This window comes from Streptomyces mangrovisoli (assembly GCF_000974985.2).
GTDB classification, from domain to species: domain Bacteria; phylum Actinomycetota; class Actinomycetes; order Streptomycetales; family Streptomycetaceae; genus Streptomyces; species Streptomyces mangrovisoli.
Genome location: NZ_LAVA02000058.1, coordinates 23,592 through 48,405, shown reverse-complemented (window position 1 = coordinate 48,405; position 24,814 = coordinate 23,592). Strand labels below are relative to the sequence as shown.

The 24,814-nt window shown below is 72.5% G+C and carries 20 protein-coding genes; 14 read left to right on the top strand and 6 right to left on the bottom strand.

Features of this window, described 5'->3' with window-relative positions; translation table 11 throughout:
* Positions 1 to 378 precede the first annotated feature (378 nt).
* Positions 379 to 1,656 (top strand): MFS transporter, encoded by a 1,278-nt coding sequence (locus tag WN71_RS23800; RefSeq protein ID WP_046588029.1) that lies wholly within the window; start codon positions 379 to 381, stop codon positions 1,654 to 1,656.
* Between the two features lie 93 nt (positions 1,657 to 1,749).
* Here WN71_RS23800 and WN71_RS23795 read toward each other — a convergent pair whose 3' ends face one another.
* The gene (locus WN71_RS23795) at positions 1,750 to 2,514 is read right to left on the bottom strand and encodes an anti-sigma factor (RefSeq protein WP_046588026.1); all 765 of its coding nucleotides are present in this window, start codon (positions 2,512 to 2,514) and stop codon (positions 1,750 to 1,752) included.
* Entirely contained in the window at positions 2,511 to 3,080 is a 570-nt protein-coding gene (gene sigK, locus WN71_RS23790; protein ID WP_046588024.1) for an ECF RNA polymerase sigma factor SigK, read from the bottom strand. Before sigK ends, WN71_RS23795 begins: the two co-directional genes overlap by 4 nt.
* A 393-nt stretch (positions 3,081 to 3,473) precedes the next feature.
* Between sigK and WN71_RS23785 the strand changes: the two genes are divergently transcribed.
* The 4 genes from WN71_RS23785 (at position 3,474) to WN71_RS23770 (ending at position 5,735) form a co-directional block, all read left to right on the top strand.
* Positions 3,474 to 3,815, top strand: a complete 342-nt coding sequence (locus tag WN71_RS23785; RefSeq protein WP_046588022.1) for a hypothetical protein — start codon at positions 3,474 to 3,476, stop codon at positions 3,813 to 3,815.
* Positions 3,816 to 3,973: 158 nt separating this feature from the next.
* A complete protein-coding gene (locus tag WN71_RS23780) occupies positions 3,974 to 4,462 on the top strand; it encodes a sigma-70 family RNA polymerase sigma factor (RefSeq protein ID WP_046588020.1) in 489 nt (162 codons plus the stop codon).
* Complete coding sequence (locus tag WN71_RS23775) at positions 4,459 to 5,214, top strand: hypothetical protein (protein ID WP_046588018.1); 756 nt, start codon at positions 4,459 to 4,461, stop codon at positions 5,212 to 5,214. The genes WN71_RS23780 and WN71_RS23775 overlap by 4 nt, the downstream gene beginning before the upstream one ends.
* Before the next feature lie 107 nt (positions 5,215 to 5,321).
* Entirely contained in the window at positions 5,322 to 5,735 is a 414-nt protein-coding gene (locus WN71_RS23770) for a hypothetical protein (protein WP_143074866.1), read from the top strand.
* A gap of 60 nt (positions 5,736 to 5,795) precedes the next feature.
* Here the strand turns inward: WN71_RS23770 and WN71_RS23765 are convergent, their stop codons facing one another.
* Positions 5,796 to 6,230: a nuclear transport factor 2 family protein gene (locus WN71_RS23765; RefSeq protein ID WP_046588016.1), complete on the bottom strand. Its 435-nt coding sequence runs from the start codon at positions 6,228 to 6,230 to the stop codon at positions 5,796 to 5,798.
* A 178-nt stretch (positions 6,231 to 6,408) separates the two neighbouring features.
* Here WN71_RS23765 and WN71_RS23760 point away from each other — a divergent pair, with 178 nt between their 5' ends.
* On the top strand, positions 6,409 to 7,317 hold the full coding sequence (locus WN71_RS23760) for a helix-turn-helix transcriptional regulator (RefSeq protein ID WP_046588014.1): 909 nt from the start codon (positions 6,409 to 6,411) through the stop codon (positions 7,315 to 7,317).
* A 124-nt stretch (positions 7,318 to 7,441) separates the two neighbouring features.
* Here WN71_RS23760 and WN71_RS23755 read toward each other — a convergent pair whose 3' ends face one another.
* Entirely contained in the window at positions 7,442 to 7,996 is a 555-nt protein-coding gene (locus tag WN71_RS23755; protein ID WP_052743094.1) for a hypothetical protein, read from the bottom strand.
* Positions 7,997 to 8,061: 65 nt separating this feature from the next.
* Complete coding sequence (locus tag WN71_RS23750) at positions 8,062 to 8,955, bottom strand: LamG domain-containing protein (RefSeq protein WP_046588011.1); 894 nt, start codon at positions 8,953 to 8,955, stop codon at positions 8,062 to 8,064.
* A 539-nt stretch (positions 8,956 to 9,494) separates the two neighbouring features.
* On the opposite strand from WN71_RS23750, the gene WN71_RS23745 reads away from it, so the two are divergent.
* From WN71_RS23745 to WN71_RS23735, 4 genes are all read left to right on the top strand, one after another.
* Positions 9,495 to 10,838, top strand: a complete 1,344-nt coding sequence (locus WN71_RS23745; RefSeq protein ID WP_079178054.1) for a nucleotide sugar dehydrogenase — start codon at positions 9,495 to 9,497, stop codon at positions 10,836 to 10,838.
* 71 nt (positions 10,839 to 10,909) lie between these two features.
* Complete coding sequence (locus WN71_RS23740; RefSeq protein ID WP_240529733.1) at positions 10,910 to 12,481, top strand: glycosyltransferase family 2 protein; 1,572 nt, start codon at positions 10,910 to 10,912, stop codon at positions 12,479 to 12,481.
* Entirely contained in the window at positions 12,478 to 12,600 is a 123-nt protein-coding gene (locus WN71_RS43260; RefSeq protein ID WP_276208132.1) for a hypothetical protein, read from the top strand. The genes WN71_RS23740 and WN71_RS43260 overlap by 4 nt, the downstream gene beginning before the upstream one ends.
* Positions 12,591 to 14,258, top strand: a complete 1,668-nt coding sequence (locus tag WN71_RS23735; RefSeq protein ID WP_052743093.1) for a polysaccharide deacetylase family protein — start codon at positions 12,591 to 12,593, stop codon at positions 14,256 to 14,258. The genes WN71_RS43260 and WN71_RS23735 overlap by 10 nt, the downstream gene beginning before the upstream one ends.
* 162 nt (positions 14,259 to 14,420) lie before the next feature.
* Here the strand turns inward: WN71_RS23735 and WN71_RS23730 are convergent, their stop codons facing one another.
* A complete protein-coding gene (locus WN71_RS23730) occupies positions 14,421 to 15,974 on the bottom strand; it encodes an MFS transporter (protein ID WP_079178053.1) in 1,554 nt (517 codons plus the stop codon).
* A gap of 76 nt (positions 15,975 to 16,050) precedes the next feature.
* Between WN71_RS23730 and WN71_RS23725 the strand changes: the two genes are divergently transcribed.
* The 4 genes from WN71_RS23725 to WN71_RS43255 all read left to right on the top strand — a co-directional run bounded on the left by WN71_RS23725 (position 16,051) and on the right by WN71_RS43255 (position 24,775).
* Positions 16,051 to 16,794: a TetR/AcrR family transcriptional regulator gene (locus WN71_RS23725; RefSeq protein ID WP_046588006.1), complete on the top strand. Its 744-nt coding sequence runs from the start codon at positions 16,051 to 16,053 to the stop codon at positions 16,792 to 16,794.
* Between the two features lie 531 nt (positions 16,795 to 17,325).
* Positions 17,326 to 17,805: a hypothetical protein gene (locus WN71_RS42840; protein ID WP_052743091.1), complete on the top strand. Its 480-nt coding sequence runs from the start codon at positions 17,326 to 17,328 to the stop codon at positions 17,803 to 17,805.
* A gap of 127 nt (positions 17,806 to 17,932) precedes the next feature.
* Entirely contained in the window at positions 17,933 to 19,960 is a 2,028-nt protein-coding gene (locus WN71_RS23715; protein ID WP_046588000.1) for an SPFH domain-containing protein, read from the top strand.
* A 48-nt stretch (positions 19,961 to 20,008) separates the two neighbouring features.
* On the top strand, positions 20,009 to 24,775 hold the full coding sequence (locus tag WN71_RS43255; RefSeq protein WP_052743090.1) for a DNA repair ATPase: 4,767 nt from the start codon (positions 20,009 to 20,011) through the stop codon (positions 24,773 to 24,775).
* The last annotated feature ends 39 nt before the right edge of the window (positions 24,776 to 24,814 follow it).

The window sequence follows — 24,814 nt, the reverse complement described above, 5'->3', positions numbered from 1 at the left end:
CCCGGACTGACGGCGCCCCCCCCGGCGCGAAGGCACCCCCGGCGCGAAGGCACCCCCGGACCGAAGGCGCCCTCCGGCGCGAAGGCACCCTCCGGCCCCCGACAGCACCCCCTCGCTCGAAGGCACGCACCCCCCGCTGCGACCACGGCGCAACCAACCACGCCGCCCGCGACCCGTACCGCCCCGCGCTCCCCGACCGCCTCACCCCCGAACCATCGCCGCCTCACCCCCGATCCACCGCCACCTCATCCCGCGGCACTCCCGATTCACCGCCGCCTCATCCCGCGGTACCTCCCGTTCCACCCCTGTCCCCATCCGGTCTCGCCCCCGCTCCAGGGGCGAGTCGCTCCCGGCGTCCCACACGACAAAGAGGTCGTCATGACAACCGCACCCACCGGCTCCCAGCCGATCGCCCCCGCCGAGCCGGCCGCGAACGGCACCCGCGAGCCCGGCGAGAGACGCCTCCTCGCCGGCCTGATGGCCAACAGCGCGGCCCTCTACGCCATCTACGGCGCCGTCCCCGCCGTCCTCCTCGCCAACCTCGTCGCGGACGTCGACCCCGACTCCAAGTCGACCTCCCTGGGCGTCATCAGCGCCGTCGGCGCGTTCGGCGCGATGCTCGCAAACCCCGTGGCCGGGGCCCTCTCGGACCGCACCCACGGCCGCTTCGGCCGCCGCGCCCCCTGGATGGCCGGCGGCGCCCTGCTCGGCGGGCTGTCGCTGATCGCACTCGGTCTCGGCAACAACCTGCTGTGGATCGGCGTCGCCTGGGCCCTGGCGCAGATATGCCTCAACGGACTCCAGGCCCCGCTCACCGCCGTCATCCCGGACCGCACCCCGGAGCACCGGCGCGGGGTCTTCTCCTCCGCCGCCGGGCTCGCGCAGATGTTCGGCGCCACGGTCGGCGCCGCCGTCGCCGCGGGCTTCGCCCACGCCCTCGGCCTCGGGTTCGCCGTCTTCGGCGTGCTGGTCGTCGCCGGTACGGCGGTCTTCCTGCTGCTGAACAAGGAGCCGGCCGCGGACGCCCCGCAGGGCGACCCGTTCCGCTGGAAGCCCTTCCTCACCGGATTCTGGGTCAGCCCCCGCAGCCACCCCGACTTCGCCTGGGCCTTCCTCGGCCGCTTCCTGCTGGTCCTCGGCTACTACTGCGTGGCGTCGTACCAGCTGTACATCCTCGACGACTACCTCGGGCTGACCCGCGACCGCGCCAACGAGCTGGTGCCGCTGCTGAGCCTCGCGATGCTGCCCGGCCTGATCGTCATGATCGTCGTGTCGGGTCCCTGGTCCGACCGGGTCGGCCGGCGCAAGCCGTTCGTCATCGCCTCCAGCCTCGGCATGGGCGTGGCCTTCGCGCTGCCGCTGATCCTGCGCAGCGAGGCGTCGATGTTCGCGTACGCCGTCGTGTGCGGCTGCGCCTTCGGGATGTACATGGCCGTCGACACGGCCCTGATGACCCAGGTGCTGCCCCGCCCCGACGCCGCCGCGAAGGACATGGGTGTCCTCAACATCGCCAACGCCCTGCCCCAGGCCCTGGCACCCGCGGTCGCCGCGGCCGTCATCGCCGGGCTCGGCGGCTACAGCGCGCTGTTCGTCGCGGGCGTCGTCCTGGTGGTCCTGGGCGCACTGAGCATCCTGCCCATCCGGACGGTGCGCTGACATCCGCGGGTGTGCGCGGCACCCGTCCATGGGTGTCGCGTGCGGCACCCGCTCCGTGGGCGTACGCGCGGCGCGTCACGCCCACGGAGCGGGTCACACGGTGATGGAGATGGCGCCCAGCGGCTTGCTGGTGGGTTGCGGGGAACCGCCGGCCGGTTCGACCGTGACGCACACGGAGACGGCGCCGAGCACACGCCCCTTCATCAGGTACGCGTTGTCGCCCGGCCCACCGGTCATGAGCCCCGCCGGGCGGTGCACCCCCGTCTCGCCCTCGTACCAGAGCTCGTAGACCTTGCCGCCGGTCAGGACGGGCAGACCGCGTGCGGTGAAGACCGCGCGGGACTGCGAGCGGGAGACGACGACTGCGGCCGTGCGGCCGCCGACCAGGGTGCCGGGGTGGACCGTGGCGTCGGGCGCTGTGATGACCTCGGTGATCGCGGAGTTCACGATCCGGGCCTGCCGTTCGACCTGGGCGGTCCGCTGCCGCGCGTCGTCCGACTCGTGCCACTTCCATACGGCGATGCCGCCGAGCGCGAGCGCGGCCGCGACGCTCGCCGCGAGCGCCGGGCGCAGCAGTCGGCGGCCGCGGGGACGCGGAACGCCCCGGCCCCGCTCCCGGCCGGCGTCCTGGCGCGCGCGGGCGACCGCGTCGAGGGTGCGGGCGCGGGCCCGGGGCGTCACCGGGATGCTCCGCGTCGCCTCGCCGAGCAGCGCCGCGCTCTCCCGCAGTTCGTCGACCTCCCGCCGGCAGGCCGCGCACTCCGCGAGATGGTTCTCGAAGACGGCTTCCTCGGCCGGTGGCAGGGCGTGCAGCACGTACGCCCCGACGGCCGCGTGCGGATCGTCCTCGCGGGTCATGAGCCGTCCTCCTCCAGACAGGCCCGCAGTTCGCGCAGCCCCGCGCGCATGCGGGACTTCACCGTTCCCTCCGGCGTGGACAGCGCGGCGGCGACCTCGAGGTAGGTCAGGCCGTGGTAGTAGGCGAGCACCAGCGGCACCCGCCGCTGCCGGTCCAGCGTCGCCAGACAGCGGCACAGCCGACGCTGTTCGTCGTGGTCCTGGACGGTCTCGGACACCTCGTCGAAGGCACGCTCCGGCTGGAGCAGTCCCGTACGCCGTTCGCGTTCCGTACCGGCCTGGGCCGCGCGCACCCGGTCCACCGCCCTGCGGTGGGCCAGGGTGAGCACCCAGGCCTTCGCCGATCCCCGCCCGGGGTCGTAGCGGTGCGCGACGCGCCATACCTCGATCATGACGTCCTGCGTCACCTCCTCGGCCTGCGCGGCATCCCGCAGGATCCTGTGCGCCAGGCCCATCACCGCGCCGGACAGCGCGTCGTAGACGCCGGTGAACGCGTCCTGGTCCCCGTCGGCGACACGGGCCAGAAGTTCTTCCACCGGTGCGGTCGGCTCGGAGCTGTGCAGCACAGCCCTCCCCTCGTGCCTGGTGCGGCGGCTGTACGGGCGGGCGGAACGAGGGGACGGGCACCGGCGCGCGGATCACGCGTCCCCGCCGTGGTCGGCGACGGCGACGGCGACACGGGCATCGACATGGGCGCTCCTTCGAAGAGCTCGTCCGGGACGGAGGCCGGCCCGGCATCTGGAATTCGTAGCCGGACGGCTCGCGTATGCCGCGCGACGGCGGACAAAACGCCGTGACGTCTCATCCGGGCGGGTGAACGCACGCTCATCCGCTGTTTCCGGCGGCGCGTCATCCGTCGGTCCGTCGGCTCCGAATCCCTCGCGTCCGGCACAGCAGGGCGGGACCGGCAACCCCGTCGTACGTGCTCATCGCTCGACCCTTCGAAGGAGAGGTGTCCGATGACTGCACCCATGAGCCTCCGACGCCTGGCGGCCGGAGCCGCCGCGACGGGACTTCTGGCCGGCGGAGCCGCCCTCGGCTTGTCCGGCACGGCCTCCGCGGCGCCCGCACCGGGCCCGACCGCGACCGCGACGGCGGGTCACCATCACAGTGACTGCCACTGGGTGAAGGGCCACTGGGAGAAGAAGTGGGTCAAGGGCCACTGGGAGAAGAAGCTGGTCCACCACAAGACCATGCACCACGGTCACGTGAAGGATCACAAGTTCTTCAAGTGGGTCTACGTGCCGGCCCACTGGGAGAAGCACTTCGTGAAGGGCCACCTGGTCTGCCACCACAACTGACCTCGTGGCTCACAGGTGGGGCCGGTTCGCCGAGCGAACCGGCCCCACCTTTTCCGTGCCCCGAAAGTTTGATGGCCCCCGGCTGCGTCCTCCTGGTGGTCCCGCCGCACTGGAACAGGTGAGACGGTCCATATCCGTGGGGCCGGGAAGGGGGAGGGATGACGCGAGGCGCGGAAGCGGCTCTGCACGCCTTCGTCGAGGGCAGACGCACGGCACTGTTCCGAAGTGCCTACCTGTTGTGCGGCAACCGGGACGAGGCGGAGGACCTCGTCCAGACGACTCTGGTCAAGGTCGTCCTCGGCGCGCGCCGGCACGGGCGACTGGAGAACCTGGACGCCTATGCGCGCCGGACGCTGGTCAACACCTTCATCGCGGCGCGCCGCCGGTTCTGGCGACGTGAGCAGGCGTACGGCGACGTGCCGGACGCGCCGGGGCGGGCGGTGGACGGCGACACCGGCCTGATGGTCCGGGCCGCTCTCGCGGGACTCGCGCCCAGACAGCGGGCGGTGCTCGTGCTGCGTTACTGGGAGGACCTCAGCGTGGCAGCCACCGCCGAACTGCTCGGGATGCGCGAGAGCACGGTCAAGAGCCACACGGCCAGGGGACTCGCGGCGCTGAGGGCCGCGGTGCAGGAGGAGTTCGTATGAGCGAGAACGACATGGTGCGGGAACTGCTCAAGGAGGCGGTCGGCCAGGTGCCCGTACCGGAGAGCCGGGGGAGCGAGGCGGTGTTCGCGCGGGCCGCGCGGATCCGGTGGCGCCGCCGCGCAGCGGTGACCGGCGTGGTCGCGGCCGTCGTCGCGGGGGGAGCCGTCGTCGGATCCGATGTCCTGCCGGCCGGCCGCGGCGAGAACGTGGCGGCCTCACCGACGGCCCGGGAGACCGGAACCGGGGCAGGGGGCTTCGGCAAGCTGCTGCCCGCCGGCGTGGGCAAGGTCCGTGAGGTGTCTCTGGGGCAGCTCATCAAGGGGGTGCCGAAGGCGCCGAAGGAGAAGAAGGTCGGGCCGTACGACGGTGACTACGCCGTCGTACGCGACGGTGCCGTCGGCTATCTGACCGTCCACGTGATGCCGGCGAAGGCCGCGCGTGCGAAGGGCGCGACGCAGGACCTCTGCGGGCTGCCGCACGAGACGCCCCGGCGCATCGCGTGCACGAACGAGAAGGTGCCGGGGGTCGGCGTCCTGACCATCTGGCAGTGGCCCGCGAGTGGCGCTGTCCAGCCCAAGTACAGCGGCGCCGAACTGGACGCCAGCCTGCGGCTGACGGACGGTTCGGTGCTCACCGTCAGGGACTGGACGGGCTTCCTCGGCCGGGGGTCCCAGGGCCCGCTGCTGAAGTCCTTCCCGCTGACGCGTGCCCAGCTGCGCGAACTGGCGCTGAAGCCGCAGCTGGTGCCGTAGGCACGCACTGCGCCACGCCGGGGGCGGCACGCAGACCACGTGCCGCCCCCTCCGCCGCGCCCCGCACCCCCTTCACCGGATGATCACCAGAACGTCATACTGTCTCCATGAACACACCCGCCAGACCGCAGGGCTCCATGCAGCCCTTTCCGACTCCGACACCGTCACCGTTCGCGGGAGGACCGCTGCCCGCCGACGGGGTGCCGCCCCGGCGGAAGTGGTGGATCGCCCCCGTGGTCGGGGTGGTGGTGGCGCTGCCGGTCCAACTCGTCGCGGCCTTCCTGATGCTGGTGTCCCCGATGGCGTTGGACTCGTGCACCGCCGGCAACCCCTGCGGACGGACGGAGGCCTCGATCGGCGCGGCCCTGGTCCTGCTCCTGCTGGCGCTGGTCTCGCTGGGTGTGCCGTGGTACTTCGCCAGGCGGAAGAGCCTCGGTGTGGGCATCGGGGTGAGCCTGATCCCCTTGGGCCTCACCCTGGCGTCCATCGGCACGCTGCTCCTCGGGATCGGGTTCGGCTGAGCCGGGCGGACCGGCGAGTCGGGGCCCGGGGCCGCGCCAGGTGGGCGGCCCCGGTCGCCGTCAGCGGGTGCCCGCCTCCGCACGCGCGAAGAACGCGGCGAGTTCGTGCGGATCCTTGACGAAGACGTCGATCTCGCGGACCGTGTCGCCCCCGACCTGGTGGATCTCGACCATGATCAGCGGGAACCGCTCTCCCGTGGAGTGTGCCGTGAGGGTCCCGCTGACCTTCCCGACGACCCCGGCCGGGCCCTCGAACACCTCGGTACCGGTGACGGCGACGTCCGCCCAGCCCGTCATCGGGCCCAGGACCGATCCCACGAACGCCTCCCGGCCCCGGTGCACGCCGCCGTAGGGGAGCGGGGCCGGCTCGTCGACGGTCACGTCGGCGTCGAGCCTGGCCAGGACACCCGGCACGTCTCCCTTGGCCAGCGCGTCGTACAGGCCGCGTACGACATCCGCGGGGTGCTGCGTCGCCGTCTCACCGTGGTTGCTCATCGTGTGTGCCCTTTCGGCGTCGTCGAGGTGTACGAGCCCCGGAGGGATCCGGGTGCGAGTCCCGGAGGTGTCCGGGCACGCACCATGCAACGGCAGTCGCCCGTGCCGGGGGAGTCCCTGCTGTGAGGGGTACCGGCAGGGACCCCCAACCGCCCCGTCGGGTGCCTACCCTGGCGGCATGGACAACCGGGACGCCGTCAGCGCATTCCTCCGCTCCCGACGCGAGAGGATCACCCCCGAGCAGGCGGGCCTCGCCACGTACGGTCAGCGGCGGGTGCCGGGGCTGCGCAGGGGAGAGGTCGCGACGCTCGCCGGGGTGAGCGTCGAGTACTACACACGCCTGGAGCGCGGCAACCTCAAGGGCGTCTCCGACGGCGTTCTCGACGCCCTCGCCCACGCGTTGCGGCTCGACGACACCGAGCGGATGCATCTGTACGACCTCGCGCGCGCCGCCGGTCCGGTGCACGAGCCGCGGGTACGGCAGGGGGCGCCGCGGCCCGCGGTACGGCCGAGCGTGGCGCGGATCGTGGCGGGTATGCCGGGGCTGCCGGCGTGCGTGATGAACAACCGCCTGGACGCGCTGCACGCCAACCCGCTGGGGCGCGCCCTGTATGCGGAGATGTTCGCGGACCCCACCTGCGGCGCCAACATCGCCCGGTTCTCGTTCTTCAACCCCGCGGCCAGACGGTTCTACGTCGACTGGGAGCGCATGGCCCGCTTCGCCGTGGGCGCGCTGCGCATGGAGGCGGGAAAGCGTCCCTACGACCGGGAGTTGTCCAACCTGATCGGTGAACTGTCCACCCGCAGCGACGCGTTCCGCGTGATGTGGGGAGCCCAGGACGTGCACGTCTTCCGCGAGAGCACGAAACGCCTCGACCATCCGGTCGTCGGCGCCCTGGAACTCGACCAGGAGACCCTGAGCCTGCCGGACGAGAGCGGCTTGAGCCTCATCGTCTACAGCGCGCCTCCCGGCACCGCCGCCGAGGACGGCCTGAAACTGCTCGCCAACTGGTCCGCCACGACGGAGCGGGACCAGAACGCGCGCCACGCCTCCGCGACGCCGCGCGACGCGGGTGACGGGTCATGAGGTGAGCCGCTACCTCCTCGAGGAGGCCTGGGCCGCGGAACTCGGGTTGACGCGACTGATCGCCGCCTGCTGACCGCTCGGCCGATCGCGGGCGTCGGCCCCCTTCATGACGAGGCGCCGCGCGTCAGTTCGTCGTGGTGGCCCTCGCTCCGGACGGGGTGACGGCGTGCCACTGCCGGTCCTTGTCCTGGCCGTTGGCCTCCCCGGCCCGGGTGTCGCCCACGTACCGGTACAGCGGCCAGCCCGCCAGGGTGACCTGCTTCATGCCGTTGCGGTGGACCGTGCCGAGCAGGCTCGACTCGACCCCGACGGTCTCCATGGTGTCCTGCTCGATGACGGGGATCCACGTCTGCGTGCACACACCCTTGCACGTCCACTTCGACGGGGACGGCTCGTCCTTGTCGTAGCGGTACAGGGTCATTCCGTTGGCGTCCGTGACCACGCTGCCCAGGCCGGTGATCGACGAGGCCTTCAGCGCGGTGGTGATGCCCGTGCCCGCGCTCCCCGCCGTGCTGTCCGCGGCGGGTGTCGAGGCGGTCGACGGCGAGGCCGCGGGGGTGGTGGCGGCCGGGGCGGCGTCGCTCGGGTCGGCGCTGTTCGAGGAGGTGCCGCACGCTCCCAGCAGAAGCGTGGCGGCGAGGCCTGCGACGAGTGCGGGGGCGATGCGGCGCGGAGTCAATGAAGTGCCCTTCGTGGGGAGCGGAAACTGGCTGCTCCCTTGTACGTCGGGCGACCCGCTCTCTCTCAGTCGTCGGTCGCGCATGACGCAATCTTGGCAGTCGTCCGGTCCGTCCGAGGGCTCTCGGCCATGGCCCGGTAGTGGGCGGCCAGGCGGGACTTGGACACCTCGGAGTCGTAGACGGCGACCTTGCCGATCGCGCCCTTGAAGAACGACTTGGTGCCGGCCGTGCCGATCCGCATCGGGGTGTCGGTGTTGGCGGGTTCGATGTCGTAGTCGTCGAGGGAGTCCTGGTCGCGGAGGACCCCGTTCTTGTAGATCTTGACGTATCCGGCCGGGTAGGCGTCGCTCTTCGCGCGGGTGTTGATGACCAGCGTGTAGTGGATCCACTCGCCAGGGGTGATCCGGTCCTCGAAATAGGATCCGGCGCCGAGCCCGCCGTCCGGGTTGAAGACGTATCCGCTGATGCGGTTCTGACGAAGTTCGTCGTTGTCCCGCGAGTACATGCGGGCCAGCCACTCGGTCCGGACCTCCCTGCTGGACACCTTGCCGAGCCAGTTGACGTAGCCGGAGCCGGTGGTCCTGGCGAAGGCGAGCGTGTCGGGCCGTACCCACGCCTCGACGGTCAGTTCACCGGTCGTGGTGACGGACAGGCTGTCGTCGTCCGGGACCTCCACGTACTGCGAGGTCCCGTCGAACAGCATGGCCCGGTCGCCGTTGGGCATGGGGGCGGTGCCGGGTGCGTGATGGTAGACGGCCTTCAGCGCACCCGCGGGCTGCTTCGCGGCGTCGGCGGAGTCGAGCGGCAGGTAGAGGGCCGGGTCGTCGGTCCGAACCGCGGAGTCGTAGGACACGGGCTCGGCGTCGGACGCGGGCCGGCCGCCACAGGCCGTCTGCGTCACCACACCACCCGCGACGAGTACGGCCAGCAGGCAGGTGACGCGTCGCCCCCGGGTCATGACCCGAGCGCCCTGGAGTAGGCGGGGAGGCGTCTCGGCGATGCGCCCGACAGGGATGGACGGCGGCATGATGCCGCCGCTGTGCCACAAGTCATAGGGGTTGCCTGCTTGTTCGCGTTCTTCAGCCGGCTCGTGGAACGGGTCCGGCGCTTCGCGGTGGTGGGGAACCACTCGCCTTGTCCGGCGCCCGGGTCGCTTCACCTGCGTGGCGCCGCGCACACGGAGCCGTGACTCCGTGGCCTCACCCATTCTTCCACGGCGCACCCCGTGAAACTGCCTGCTACGTCACACCGATCCGCCCGTAGGGAGGCTTTCCGGAGTGCCTGGCCAGTGGAAAGTCCTGGTGGGGGCGCAGGTAATGGCGCGGTAAAGGACTTTAGGCCCGGATTGCCGGGACTTTTCTTCCCCTTGACCAAGTTTGGATCAGTTGGGATCGTTGAGGACATCAAGGACATTGCACCAAAAGGGTTTCAAACCCACAGCAATGCATGCGCGCCCCTCGGCGTGCACCCGAGAGCGTCGTCCCTGGAGCGTCGAAGATGACCGTGAACACCCTGCCCGCCTCTCAAGGACTGCACCTTGGCGCGGCTTTCGAGCCCGACAGCCGCCAGGTCGCCTTGACCACCCCGGACGTCGGGGCCGTGGCAGTCGTAGGTCTCGGCTATGTCGGCCTCCCCACGGCGCTCGGCCTGCTGGCCGCCGGCACCGAGGTGATCGGCATCGACGCGAGCCCGGAGCGGCTCGACGACATCCGCATCGGTGACGTCGACCTGCTGCCCAGCGACCTGGAGCGGCTCAACAAGTTCAACGGCGACGCGAACTTCACCCTCACCGACGACCCCGCGGCGATCGCCCGCGCCCGCACCGTGCTGGTGTGCGTGCCGACCCCCGTGGACCGCCATCTCGCCCCCGACCTGCGGGCGTTGACTGCCGCGGCCGCCTCCGTCGTCGAACACGCCGTCCCCGGCCAGCTGTTGATGCTGACCTCCACCACCTACGTCGGCACCACCCGCGACCTGCTGACCGAGCCGCTCACCGAGCGCGGCTTCACCGTCGGCGAGGACATCTTCGTCGCCTTCTCGCCCGAACGCATCGACCCGGGCAACGCCAGCCACACCCAGGACACCACCCCCCGTGTGGTCGGCGGCGCCGGCCAGGAGACCATCGACCGGGCCATCTCGGTGCTCACCCGTACCGCCTCCTCGGTGTACGTGCTGCCCTCGCCCGAGGCCGCCGAGATGACCAAGCTCTGGGAGAACACCTTCCGCGCGGTCAACATCGCGCTGGCCAACGAGTTCGCCGACAACTGCCGCGTCCTCGGCCTGGACCCGATCCCGGTCATCGAGGCCGCCTCGACGAAGCCGTTCGGCTTCATGCCCTTCTATCCCGGCCCCGGTGTCGGCGGTCACTGCATCCCCTGCGACCCGCACTACCTGCTGTGGCAGCTGCGCGCCGAGCGCCACACCTCCCCGCTGGTGGAGGCCGCGATGAACGCCATCGCGGGCCGTCCGCACCATGTGGTGCGCCGGGTGCGCGAGGCGCTGGGCGAGCGCGGCAGGCCCCTGACCGGCGCCCGGATCCTGATCGTCGGCATGGCGTACAAGCCGGGCGTCGAGGACCTGCGCGAGTCGCCCGCGCTCGAGATCTTCGAGGAACTCGTGCGCGAGGGCGCCGAGGTCCGCTTCACCGACTCGATGGTGCGTACCGCCAAGGTGGCGGGCGGCATCCAGGAGAGCCTGGTCGCGCCGCAGGACCACGACTGGGACCTGGTGCTGGTCCACACCGTGCACCCGAACGCCGATCTGGCCTGGCTGGGGGGCCGCGACGACATCCTGGACGCGACCTACCGCCTCGAGGACGTGGCGGCCAAGGACACCCTGTGACCGACCGGGCGATGCCCGGCGCCGCCGCGCCGCTCCTCGGTTCGGCGGCGGCCGGGGGCCAGCCGGATCGCATGCCCGGACAGACGGTACGTGAGGACGTCATGGACACGATCGAGACGGGACGGCACGTGAGGGCCGCGGTGGACCCCACCGACTGCGGGCTCATCCCGTCCGCCCCTCAGCGGAACGTGAGCGTGCCGCTGCCGCCGGTCCGCTCGGCCGCCGCGGTCAGCCGCCCGCCCGGCCTGCTGACCCGCTGGACGGACCGCATGCAGACCGATGTGCGCTTCGCGGTGCGGCGGGTGCTGGCCATGTTCTGCCTGCTGCCGCTGGGACTGGTGCTGGCCCGCGAGGCCCCGCTGCTTCCGGCGAAACCGCTGGTCATCGGCTACGGGCTCACGGTCCTGACCGGCACCATCGCCATGCTCCAGATCGCGTACAGCCGCTACGACGACCCGTCGGTCCGCACGCTGCGCAGGCGCCCCAAGGACCTCGACACCTTTCCGCCGCTGCCGGCCGTGCCGAAGGTGAGCTTCCTGCTCGCGGTCAAGGACGAGGTCGAGTGCATCGAGGACTGCGTCCGCTCGATGGCCGCCAGCGACTACCCGAACCTCGACATCATCGTGATCGACGACCTCTCCGAGGACGGGACCCGGGAGATCCTGGCCCGGCTCGCGGTCGAGCTCGACATCACCGTGATCAACCTGGAGAAGAACCTCGGCAAGAAGCACGCCCTGGTGCGCGGCTGCGAACAGGCCGACGGCGACGTCCTCGCCTTCACCGACTCCGACTGCGTCCTGGCCCCCGACGCGCTGCGCCGCTGCGTGCAGGCGCTGGTCGACCACGCCGAACTCGGCGCGGTCAGCGGCCACTGCCGCGCGCTCAACGTCGACAAGACCGTCTTCACCAAGGCCCAGGACGTCTGGTACGAGGGCCAGTTCCGGGTCGCCAAGGCCGCCGAGTCGGTCTTCGGTTCGGTCACCTGCGTCTCCGGCCCGCTGGCCGTGTTCCGCCGGGACGCCGTGTACAACTACTTCCCGGCCTGGGCCGGTGACCGATTCCTCGGCGCGCCCTTCCGGTTCGCCACCGACCGCCAGCTCACCGGTTACGTGCTGGGACAGAAATGGGTCGGCAGGCGCCTCAAGAAGCAGTACGCGGACTCCTCGTTCGTGACGGCGCAGGACTACCCCGAGCGCAAGTGGCGCATCGGCTACGTCCAGTCGGCGAAGGTGTGGACCAACGTGCCCGAGCACTTCGGGCCGTTCATGAAGCAGCAGATCCGCTGGAAGAAGAGCTTCATCCGCAACACCTTCTTCACCGGCACGTTCATGTGGCGCCGCGGCTTCTTCCCGTCCTGCCTGTACTACGGCCATGTGCTGTGGGTGCTGGCCGCGCCGCTGATGGCCGTACGGCACATGATCTGGGCGCCGATGCAGGGCGGACTCTTCGTGAGCGTGCTGTACCTGAGCGGCGTGATCCTCAAGGGCAGCATCTGGGGTCTGGCCTTCAAGCTCGACAACCCCGGTGACTCCCACTGGCGTTACCGGCCGCTGATGAGCCTGCTGTCCGCGCTGCTGCTGTCCTGGCTGCTGCCCTACTCCCTCGCGACCATCCGGCGCGGTATCTGGTCGAGGACCAAGTGATGAAGGAATTCCTCCAGCGCAAGTCAGTCCGCCTGACGCTCGACGCGCTCCTCATAGCGGTCGTGAGCTGCCTCTATCTGATCGTCCTGTCCCGAGGGAACGTGCTGTCATGGCGCTGAGAGGCAACCGCCGCGAGCCCGCCGACGTCGTCCTGCACGACCACGGCAACGGCCCCGAACCGTGCCTGCGCGCCGACTACGTCGGCACGGCCGCCAACGATCGCCGCCGGGGCCGGCACCACGGCTGGGGCCGGGGCCAGACCCAGTGGCCCATCCGCGTCCTCCTGGGCGCGCTCACCCTCTCCGTGGTGCTGGTGTCGGCCGCCGCGGGCATCGACCGCTACCTCTACCTGAAGTACGTCGCCCCGCAGGCGTCGCCGCGACAGGTGCACATCACGTCGGCTCAGCGGACCGCCTGGACCAAGGAGGGCCAGGAGCTGCCGGGGCGCACCGCGCCGGTGGTGCTGACCTTCCACGACATCGCCACGCGGAGCAAGAGCCCCTACGCGCTCACCCCGAAGGCGTTCGACGAACAGCTCACGGCGCTGGAGCGGGCCGGCTACCGCACCCTGACCGCGCAGCAGTTCACCGACTACATGGCCGGCGGCCGGGTGCCCAGGCGTTCGGTGCTGCTCACCTTCGACGACGGCACCGGCGGCCTGTGGAAGTACGCCGACCGCATCCTCGCCAAGCACCACATGCACGCCACGGTCTTCCTGATCACCGGGTCGGTGGACAAGCACCTCCCGTACTACCTGACCTGGCGCGAGATCGCCAAGATGCACGGCTCCGGCCGCTGGGACTTCGGCAGCCACACCCGGGCGATGCACGACCGCCGTGCGGTGAACGCCGAGGGCGACGAGGGCGCTGCCCTGGCCAACCGCCTGTGGCTGCCCGACGAGCGGCGTCAGGAGACCACGGCCGAGTACCGGGCGAGGGTGCGCCGTGACCTCTCCGGTTCCGTCAAGGACATCGTCGGTCACGGCCTGCCGACCCCGAAGATGTTCGCCATCCCCTTCTCGGACGGGCCCCGCGACGACGGGGTCGGTTCGCTGGTGCGCAAGGTGCTCCACGAGTACTTCCCCATCGTGATGACCGACACCTCCAGCACTCCGCTCAGCGCCAGCCGGCGGGCGGCGGCGGCGGGGTACGTCCAGCGCGTCGAGGTCCTGCGCGACACCTCGCCCGTGCGTCTGCTGGCGAAGATCAGGCAGAACGTCCAGATCCCGGCCGAGGCGAGCGCGCCGCTGACCGACGTGAACAACTGGGAGGGGCTCCAGGACGGAGTGAACCTGGATGTCTTCTCCGGCAGGACACCGGCCAGGGCTCCGGGGTCGCCGGCCGCGATCCACTACGTGTCGGCGGACTACCGGCCGAGGAGCAGCGTCGACTGGACGGACTACCGTGCCGCCGCGGTCCTCGGGTCGCTGGGCAACGGGACCAACCAGGCGTCGCTGGCGGTGCGGACCAACAGCAAGGAACCGGTGGACGTGGTGATCACCCAGGATCAGGCGACCCTGCTCGTGAAGGGGCTGCCGGTGGATTCGCGGCCGCTCAAGCGGGCGGCCCGGCACACGGTCACCGTGGATGTCGGACGGCAGACCACCACGGTCCGTGTCGACGGCCAGGTCACCATGAGCCACACGTCGGCCCGGAAGGCCGCCGAACTCTCCGGCGGCATCACCATCCGCTCCGGCATCAACGACGAGGGCGAGAAGTGGCCGACGTTCAAGGAGCTCTCGGTCGTCTCGACCGCGCCCGCCGGGGTCCGCGGATGACCTGAACGGCGGGCGGCCAAGGGCGCTGACGTGCAGGTCCGAGGCGGACCCGACGCGCAGGTCCGAGGCGGACCCGACGCGCGACACCTTCGCGGGATCGCCCCGGCCCACCGGCTCGGGGCGATCCCGCGACGCAGTCGGGGCCCCGCAGGCCGCCGCCGGTCAGGTGCGCAGACCGGCTCCGTGCGGGTCCGTCCGCGCGTCCTCCTCGGCCGGCGGCGCCCAGCCCGCGCGCACCTCGTCCTCCGAACGGATCCGGGCCGGCAGGGTCCGGGCCAGGCAGACGATCACCAGGCTCAGGGCGATGGCGAGCCCGGTCGCGTGGACGTAGGCGGAACCGAGGCCGTGTGCCACGGAGGAGACGAAGAGCGAGCCGATCGTGGCGACGCCCAGGGTGCTCCCGACCTGCTCCGCGGCCTCCAGGGTGCCCGACGCGGCTCCGGCGTCCGCCGCCCGGACGTCGTTGAGCGTGACGGCGAACAGTGGCCCCATGATCATCCCCAGACCGGTGCCGGCCACGATCAGGCCGGGGATCAGATGCCATACGACGGTGCCGGCGCCCTCCACCGCGACGACGAGGCTGCCGGCGGCGACACCGACGGTGAGGGCGAGTCCGCCGAGCGCGATGACGTCACGGCCGATGCGCGGCAGCAGCAGCTCCGCGAGGACGGCGACGCCGAGCACCATGCCGCCGGTCATCGGCAGGGTCATCAGCCCGGCGTGCAGCGGTGAGAGCCCGAGGGCGGTCTGCAGGGTCAGCGTGGAGACGAGCAGCAGACCGCCGACGACCGTCTCGACGACGACACTGAGGACGATCCCGCCGGTGAACGACCGGTGGGCGAAGAGGCGGCCGGGTGTCAGAGGGTCGGCCACCAGGCGGCCGGCCACCGGACGGCCGGCCACCGGACGTCCGGGCCCCGGTCGGCCGGACGCGGCCCGGCCGCGTGAGCGCTGCGAGGCGACGAAGAGTCCGATGACCGGGACCGCGGCGGCGACGGCACCCCAGGCGCGCGGGCTCCAGCCCTGGTCGGGGCCGTCGATGAGGCCGTAGACGAGCAGTCCGAACCCCAGGGTGCTCAGGAGCGCGCCGCGCACGTCGATCCTCGTGTCCGGGGCAGGCGGCACATGCGGGACGAGCAGCAGCGCGGCCGCCGCGGCGGCGAGGGCGAGCGGGACGTTGACCAGGAACACCGGTCGCCATGCCTCGGAGGTGAGGTCGGCGCTGAGGATCGCGGCCCCGGCCAGCGGGCCGAGCGCCGCGCCGATGCCGCCGACGGCGCCGAGCAGCCCGAGGACGCCGGAGCGCTCCTCGGGCGCGTACATGGCCTGCAGCAGGGAGGTGATCTGCGGCATCATGACCGCGGCCGCCGCCCCGGCCACGCACCGCCAGGCCACCAGCACCCCGGCGCCGGACGCGGTGCTGCACCCCAGTGACGCGATCCCGAACGCCAGACAGCCGACGACGAACACCCTGCGGTAGCCGTAGCGGTCACCCAGCCGTCCGCTCGTCAGCAGCAGCGCCGCGAACGCGAAGGTGTACCCGGCCACGATCCACTCCAGATCCGCGGCGCTCGCGTGCAGCTCCCGTCGGACGGTCGGCAGTGCCGTGTTGACCAATGACGTGTCCAGCAGATCCATCGCCGCGCCCAGCAGCAACGCCAGCACGGCGACGGTACGGCGTGGCCCGGCGACGCCCGCCCGCTCACTCCTACTCATGTAGCCCCTCCAACACAAGACTGGTCAGTTCCAATTTAAATTTAGACTACTCCGTCTTGTGTCGTAGGCTGGGGGCATGGTCATCACGACGGGTGCCGCGACCGGCGGGCCGGGTTCCGGCAAGCCCTGGTCGCACCAGACGGCCAAGAAGCGCGCCGCGATCCTGACGGCGGCGGTCACGGTCTTCGTGCGCGAGGGGTTCGCCGCGGCGAGCGTGGACGAGATCGCCGCACAGGCCGGGGTCGGCAAGCAGACCGTCTACAACTACTTCGGCGACAAACAGCAGCTCTTCCTGGCGGCGATCCAGCGCTCGCAGCAGGGTGAAGCCGACTCCGACTCCGACTCCGGCGGCGACCCCGCCGCCCCAGAATCCGCCGCCGCCCCCGGGGCCGACGCCTCGCCGCCCGCCCGGCTCGACCCCGCCGCTCTGTTCCCGCTGGACCGTGACCCGTACGACGTGCTCACCGACCTCGGCCGGCACATCCTGGACGCGGTGCTCGACCCGGACCGCGCCGCCCTGCACCGGCTCACGATCGCCGAACTGGAACGCCATCCCGAGCTCCAGCGGATGTGGCGGGACACGGCGAGCGGCGGGATCATCGCCGCGCTCGCCCGCTACCTGGCCGAACTCGGTGACCGGGGCCGTCTCGCCGTCGACGAACCGGACCTCACCGCGCGACAGTTCGCGGTTCTCCTGGCCGCGGAAGGCCGTACCCGCTCCCTGCACGGCCTGCACCGGCTCGATCCGGACGAACGTCGTCTGATCGCCGAGCAGACGGCCGCGCTCATCCTGCGCGCGAGCCGGCCGAACAAGGCGTAGGCCGTGGCGGAGCCGTCCCGTGTGAGCCGATCCAGGACATGAAGGGGGTGCCCAGACTTCCGGGATCATGCAGTGTGCCGGTGCCTTCTTGATGTCACCCTTGCGCCTGCGGCACACGAACGGTTGCCGTCGGGGGATCTGCGGAGGCGGGCGAGCGCGGTGGGGGACTTTCTGGGGGCGGTCACGGCGTATCCGACCGTGGTCTTCTCGTTCGCGCTCGTCGTGGTGGCCGGTTACTGGCTGCTGGTGCTCCTGGGCGGCGCCCATGTCCACGGGGCGCGCGGGGGACACCACGGCCGGGGAACCGGCGGGGGACACCACGGGCACGGGCCCGGCGCGGGACAGCACGGCCACGGCTCCGGCGACGGACACCTCGGCCACGGCTCCGGTGCCGGACCCCACGTCCACGGGGGACACCGCAGTCACGGGGGACACCGCGGTCACGGGGGAGACCGCGGAAACGGGGGAGACCGCAGTCACGGGGGAGACCGCGGAAACGGGGGACACCGCGGTCACGGGGGGCTGCGGAGGGTGCTGGGCCTCGGCGGAGTGCCGGTCACGGTGGCGGTGTCGCTCGTGGTCGCCTTCGCCTGGTTCGGCGCGCTGACCGGCCGGGAGCTGCTCGGCGGCGAGGACCACGGAGTCCTGCTGCCGGCCGCCCTGGCCGGCGGCTGGGCGGGCGCACGCCTGCTCGCGTGGCCGCTGAGCCGACTGACGCCCGTCCCCGCCCCGCCCCCCTCCCGCCGGGACTTCGTCGGCCTCGGCTGCGTGATCCGCACCGGCCGCGTCGGCCCCGACTTCGGTCAGGCCGAGGTCCGTGCCGTCGACGGCTCATCCGCCACGGTGCAGGTCCGGCAGAGCCACGACGACGCCGCCGGACCGGGCGGCGTACTGCGTGCCGGGGCGCCGGCACTCCTCTACGACTACGACGACGACGGCGAGTTCTTCTGGGTCATGCCGGCCCCGCCGGCCCTCACGCCGCCGACCGTCGCACCGCCGGCCACCGGCTGACGCGGCCCGGCTCCCCACCGCCCGGCGCGGGCGTCCGACGCGCTCCTCCCGCGCGGTCCGCCGAGGCGTTCGGCACGCCACACGCTCCACCCACACATCCACGGCAAGGTCGTCCAAGGGAACCGCCATGTCTGTCGTCACCATCGGAATCGGCGTGCTGGTCGCCGTACTGCTGCTCATCGGCCTGGGCACACTGCTGCTCTTCGGCCGGCTGTTCCGCAAGGTGGTCCAGGGCGAGGCCCTGATCGTCTCGCGGCCCAAGAGCGTCGACGTCACCTTCACCGGCGCCCTCGTCCTGCCGATGATGCACCGCGCGGAGGTCATGGACATCTCGGTGAAGACCATCGAGATCGTCCGCACCGGCCGCGAGGGCATGATCTGCAAGGACAACATCCGCGCCGACATCCAGATCACCTTCTTCGTCCGGGTCAACAAGACCGTCGAGGACGTCATCAAGGTGGCCCAGGCCATCGGCACCGAACGGGCCAGCCACCAGGAGACCCTGCAGAACCTGTTCAGCGCCAAGTTCGCCGAGGCGCTGCGCACCGTCGGCAAGCAGCTCGACTTCTCCGACCTCTACATCAAGCGCGAGGAGTTCAGGGATCGCATCGTCGCGGCCATCGGCACCGACCTCAACGGCTACCACCTCGAGGACGCGGCGATCGACCACCTCGAACAGACCCCGCTGGAGCAGCTGGACGCCTCCAACATCCTCGACGCCCAGGGCATCCGGAAGATCACCGAGCTGACCGCCCTGGAGCACATCCGCACCAACGACTTCCAGCGCAACGAGGAGATGGAGATCACCCGCCAGGACGTGGACGCGCGCGAAGCCGTGCTGGAGCTCGAACGGCGGCGCGCCGAGGCCGAGATACGCCAGCGCAAGGGCATCGAGACCCTGCGCGCCCAGGAGGAGGCGGCGACCGCGCAGGTCCAGGAGGAGGAGCGGCTCAAGGCGCACAGCGCGCTGCTGCGGACCGAGGAACTCCTCGGCGTCCAGCGGGAGAACCAGCAACGGGAGATCGCGGTCGCCGAGAAGAACCGGCAGCGGGTCCTCGCGGTGGAGGGCGAACGCATCGAGAAGGACCGCCAGTTGGAGGTCGTCAACCGCGAGCGGGAGGTCGAGCTCGCGCAGGCCGAGAAGGAGAAGCAGGTCGAGGTCGAACGGCGGGGCGTGGCCGACGTGGTGCGCGAGCGCGTCGCCGTCGAGCGTTCGGTCGCCGAGCAGGAGGAGGAGATCAAGCGGGTCCGCGTGGTCCAGGAGGCCGAGCGCAACCGGCAGGCCGTCATCATCACCGCCGAGGCCGAGGCCCAGGAACAGCTCGTCAAGGACATCAAGGCCGCGGAGGCCGCCGAGCAGGCCGCGCACCTGCGGGCGAAGGAACAACTGGTGCTGGCCGAGGCCGGGCAGAAGAGCGCGGAGCTGGAGGCCGCCGCCAACGTGCGCCGCGCCGAGGGCGAGCGCGCCCTGGCCGGGGCGTCCGGACTCGCGGAGGCCGAGGTGGCGGAGCGGCAGGCGATGGCGGACGCGGCCGGTGTACGGGCCCGGCTGGAGGGCGAGGCGGCCGGCCTGAAGGAGAAGGCGGACGCCATCGAGAAGGTCGGGCTGGCCGAGGCCGCCGTGGCCGAGAGCAAGGCCAACGCGGAGGCCGCGGGAATCCGGGAGCGGCTGCTCGGCGAGGCCGCCGGCCTCAAGGAGAAGGCCGCCGCCATGGCCGCGCTGGACGAGGTGTCCCGGGCGCACGAGGAGTTCCGGCTGCGCCTGGCCGCCGACAAGGAGGTCCGCCTCGCCGCGCTGGAGGTCCAGCGCACGGTGGCCGAGGCGCAGGCCGCGGTCCTGGCCGCGGGTCTGGAGAGCGCGGACATCGACATCGTGGGCGGCGACAGCGTGTTCCTGGAGCGGCTGGTCGGTGCGGTGTCCTTCGGCAAGTCCATCGACGGGGCCGTACAGGGCTCGGAGACGGTGCAGGCCCTCGGCGCGGAGTGGCTCAGCGGCGAGAAGAGCTTCAGCGGGGACGCGACGGAGGTGCTCCGCGGCCTGGCGGCCGGCGGCCCGTGGAACCTGGCCCTGCTGATGAAGCTGCTGGAGGGCCGGCAGGGCGCGGACCCGGTATCGGTCGACCCGGTACAACTCGCCAACGGCACGGCCAAGTAGCCCGTCGACGACCTTGCCCCACGCGGCCGGAAGGAACGGAAACCAGTGATGGGCGTCGAGGACGGCACCTACCAGATCCTGCGGGCACGCCTCGCCGACCGCGCGGCGGAACTGGGCCGGCGGGCGGCGGAGTTGAACTCCCGGCGGCAGGAGGCGTTCGGCTCCCGCCCGCTGGAGCTGACCGCCTCCGCCCGGCCGCGCACCGGCGGTGCGGGCACCGCCGTCGGCGTGGTCGCCGTACGGCCAGACGTCCTCCTGCTGGGCACCACGGCACCCGCACTCGACGCGGGCCTGCTGTCGCTGCACACCCTGGACGGCACGGCGCTCAGCCCGGAGAAGGTCCCTGGCCTGCTCGACGACGGACGCTTCCGCCGCGACCTCGCCGAACTGCTGCGCTACTACCGCGACGCCCGTCTCGCCGACCTGGTGCGCACGGCGTCGGGACGGCTGCTCGCCGTGTTCCGCACCGGGGGGAACGACGGCGATCTCCGCGTCCTGAGCTGGCGGTTGGGGGCCGACGAGGTCGAGTACCTCGGCAACCACGGAGAACGCGACCTGCCGCAGCCGTCCGCCTCCGAGCTGCCGTGGACCCCGACCGGACGTGAACAGCACAGCGACGGGCGGATCCTGATCGAGGGCGCCGAGGGTGCGGTCTCCGTCGCCACCACCGGCGGCAGCCTCACCGTCCGGGCGGTGCCCGGCGGACGGACGCTCTTCGAGGAACCGGTCGACGAGCCCCTCCAGAGCCTGGCGGACGCCACCGTCGGCCACGCGGTGACCGGACCGCTGCTGCTCCTGCGGATCCGCCCCTACAACGAACCCGCCGACCGCCATCTCGTCGTCAACACCCGTACCGGATCGGTCCGTCGCCAGGACTCCCTCGCCCGGGGCGCCCGCCTGCTCCCCGCCGAGCAGGGCCTGATCTTCCCCGGCGGCTACGAGCTCGCGGACGGCAGCCACCGGACCTTCCGCATCGACGACGGCGCCATCGGCAACGACAGCGGCGGTGGTACGGCGCCCGCTGCGGGCGCCGGTGCCGCCGCGGACGGATCCGCCGCCGACGGCCTGCGTTTCGACGCCGTCGTTCCCGCGCCCAACGGCGAGGACCTGCTCTACGTCCTGCGCCGGCCGGGCCGTGCCCAGGTCCTGCTGCTGCCGTGGAACACCGTCCGCCGCGAGGCCGCGAGCGCCCTCCAGGCCGCCGCGCACACCCTCCTGCCCGACGGCACCCTCGTCCTGCTCAAACCGGACCGCGAGCCGGTGCGCACCCATGAACTCCAGCTCTGGCACACCCCGTTCCAGTCCGCCGACCACGCCGCCGCCCAGGCGCTCGGCGACGGCCCGCTGGAACGGATCGGCAACGCCGACCTGGTGCACGGCATCGCCGAATGCCTCGACGTGGTCCGTACGGCGCTCGCCGCCGCACCCGAACAGCAGGCCACGGCCACACCGGAACTGATCCTCGACGTCTGCGCCAAGGCGGCGGACCGCCACTACTGGCTCGCCGACACCGGACTGCTCGAACCGCTCACCGAACTGCGCAACACCGCGGAGCAGTTGGCCGCCGAGCAGGCCAGGGTCCGGCAGCTCGCCGCCCGTGCCGCACAGGAGCTGGACCAGGCCCGTGAGGAGGCCGCCGGGCTGGTGCGCCGGTCCCGCGGCGAACCGCCCGCCGACGCGGACGCCTGGACGGCGCTCCTCGCCGAACTCCGCCGCGCCCAGGGCCGTACCCGCACCCTGCGCGAACTGCCGCAGATCGACCTGGAGGCACTGGACCGGGTCGAGACGGATCTGGCCGACGAGCTGACCGCGGCGACCGAGCGTGCCTTCGCGTACTTCGCCGGAGCGGACGCCTTCGCCGCCCCCCTCGCCGCCGCCGTGCGCGCCGCCGAGGACGCCGCCTCGGTCGCCACCGCCGCCGAGGCCGAGCGGCTCGCCGAGGGACTCGGCGAGCGGGCGGACGCCCTGGCCACCGTCACCGACCTGGTCACCGGCGCGGTCGCCGCCGATCCGAGCGCCACGACCGCCGTCCTGCTGGCCATCGGCGAGGTCCTGGCGGCGGTCAACCGTGCCCGCGCCGTCCTCGCGGGCCGGCGCCGGGTCCTGCTGGAGGCGGAACACCGCACCGCCCACGCCGCCGAGTCGGCCCTGCTCGCCCAGGCGACGACCGCCGCCCTGGCCGCCGCCGACTCCCCGGCCGCCTGCGACGACCAACTCGCCCGTCTGCTGCTGCGGTTGGACGGCCTGGAGACCCGCTTCGCCGAGGCCGAGGACCTCGCCGCGGAGCTGGCCGTGCGCCGCGAGGAGATCCAGCAGGCGTTCGCCACCCGGCGCCAGGCGCTGCTCGACGAGGCCGCCGCCCGCGCGGACCGGCTGGCCGCCTCGGCACAGCGGGCCCTCGAGGCGCTGCGCCGCAGGCTCGCCGGACTCGGCTCGGCCGCCGACGTCCACGCCGCGCAGGCCACCGACGCCATGGCGTTGCGGGTGCGGGCCGCCGCCGGGCACCTGCGCGACCTCGACGACCCGGTGCGCGCCCAGGAGGTGGAGGACGGCCTGCTCGACGCCGTCCGCACCGCCCTGCGCGAGCTGCGCGACCGGGCCGATCTGAGCGAGGACGGCGGCGCCGCCGTACGTCTGGGACGCCACCGGTTCGCCGTCCGCCGCGAACCCGTCGAACTCACCCTCCAACCGGACGGCGACGGGCTCGCGTTCACCGTCACGGGGACCGGCTACCGGCGCACCGCCGACCTGCCCGGACTGGCGGCAGCCCGCGAGTTCTGGACCCAGCCGCTGGTGAGCGAGTCACCGGCGCTCTACCGGGCCGAGTACCTGGCCGCCCGGCTGCTGCCCACGGCCACCGGCGACGAGCCGCTCCTCGCCCAGGTCCGCCGGGCCGCCGAGACCGCCTACGACGAGGGCTACGAGCGTGGCGTGCACGACCACGACGCCACCGCCATCCTCGGCGCGCTGCTACGGCTGCGCAGCGGGGCCGGTCTGCTGACCCACCCCGCCGAAGTGCGCGCCGCCGCCCAGCTGTTCTGGGCACACGCCGCCGACGACGCCCGGCGGACGGCCTGGCGGCGGCGTGCCCGCTCGCTGGCCCGTGCCCTGGCGCGCTTCGGTCCGGACGCGGTCGCACCGGCGACGGCCTGGTCCGAGCTGGCGGCCGAGCTCTCCGAGGCGGTCCAGGCGTTCACCGGCTCCGTCGGACCGGCGGCGGTCGCGCGGGCGGGGGAGTACCTCGCAGCCGAACTCGCCGATCCGCACGAGGGCTTCGCCACCGGCGTCGCCGCACGCACCCTGCTCGACGGCTTCCGTCACACCGACGCCGCCCCCGACCTCGTCGCGGACCTGGCCGCCCTGGGCGCCGACCTGCCCGCGCGGCGCCAACTCGCCGCCGCCTGGCTGGGGTCGTACGCGGCGGCCCACGCGGACGGTGAGGGCGTGCCGGAGGCCGTGGCCCACCTGTGCGCACCCGACCTGCCGCGCTACGAGATCACCGGGACCGTCCAGGAAACTGTCGACGGCCTCCTCGGCGCCCACCCCCGGGTCCGGGCCGGCCGACTGGCCGTACGTATCGACGAACTCCCCCACCGGGTCGCGGCGTTCACGGAGGAGCGCATTCCCGCCTTCCGCGCCTTCCAGCAGCGGCGCGCCGACGCCCTGAGCGCCGAGCGGGCCCGGCTGCGCCTGGACGACCACCGCCCCCGCCCGCTCGCCGGCTTCGTCCGCAACCAGCTCATCGACCGGGTCTACCTCCCCCTCGTCGGGGACAACCTCGCCAAGCAGCTCGGCACCCTCGACACCACCGGCCCGGCCGACCGCAGCGGCCTGCTGCTGCTCCTGTCCCCGCCGGGCTACGGCAAGACCACCCTGCTGGAGTACGTCGCCGACCGGCTCGGCCTGCTCATGGTCCGCGTCGACGGCCCCGCCCTCGGCTCCGGCACCACCTCGCTCGACCCCGACCGCGCACCCGACGCGGCCGCCCGGCGCGAGGTCGAGAAGATCGTGTTCGCCCTGGAGGCGGGCGGCAACGTCCTGCTGTACCTCGACGACATCCAGCACGTCAGCGCCGAACTCCTCCAGAAGTTCATCCCGTTGTGTGACGCACAGCGCCGCGTGGAGGCGGTGAGCGACGGTGTCGCACGCAGCTTCGACCTGCGCGGGCGCCGCTTCGCCGTCTGCCTCGCCGGCAACCCGTACACCGCGAGCGGCCGGCGTTTCCAGATCCCCGACATGCTCGCCAACCGGGCCGACGTCTGGAACCTCGGCGAGGTGCTCGGCGGCCACCAGGACCTGTTCGCGCTCTCGTTCCTGGAGAACGCCCTCGCCGCCAACCCCGTGCTGGCCCCGCTCGCCGGAGCCGACCCCGCCGACCTGCGCCTGCTGATCGCCCTGGCGGAGGCCGAGCCGGGCGCCCAGGCCGACCAGCTCACGCACTCCGTGCAGGACCTGGACCGGGTGCTGGCCACCCTCGCCCATCTGCTCGCCGTCCGACGGACCGTCCTGGCCGTCAACCGGGCCTACATCGGCTCCGCCGCCCAGGCGGACGCCGACCGCGCCGAGCCGCCCTTCCTGCTGCAGGGCTCCTACCGCACCATGGCTCGACTGGCCGCGCGGATCGACCCCGTCCAGAGCGACGCCGAGATCGAGGCCCTGCTCGACGACCACTACCTCGCCGAGGCGCGTACGCTCGGCAGCGCCGCGGAGGCCAACCTGCTGAGACTGGCCCTGCTCCGCGGCCGCGCCACCCCCGAACAGAGCGCCCGCTGGGAGGCGTTGTGCGCCGCGTACGCGTCGGCCGCCCGCCCCTGAGACGCACCACCGCACACTCCTCGGCAGCTCACCCGTCCG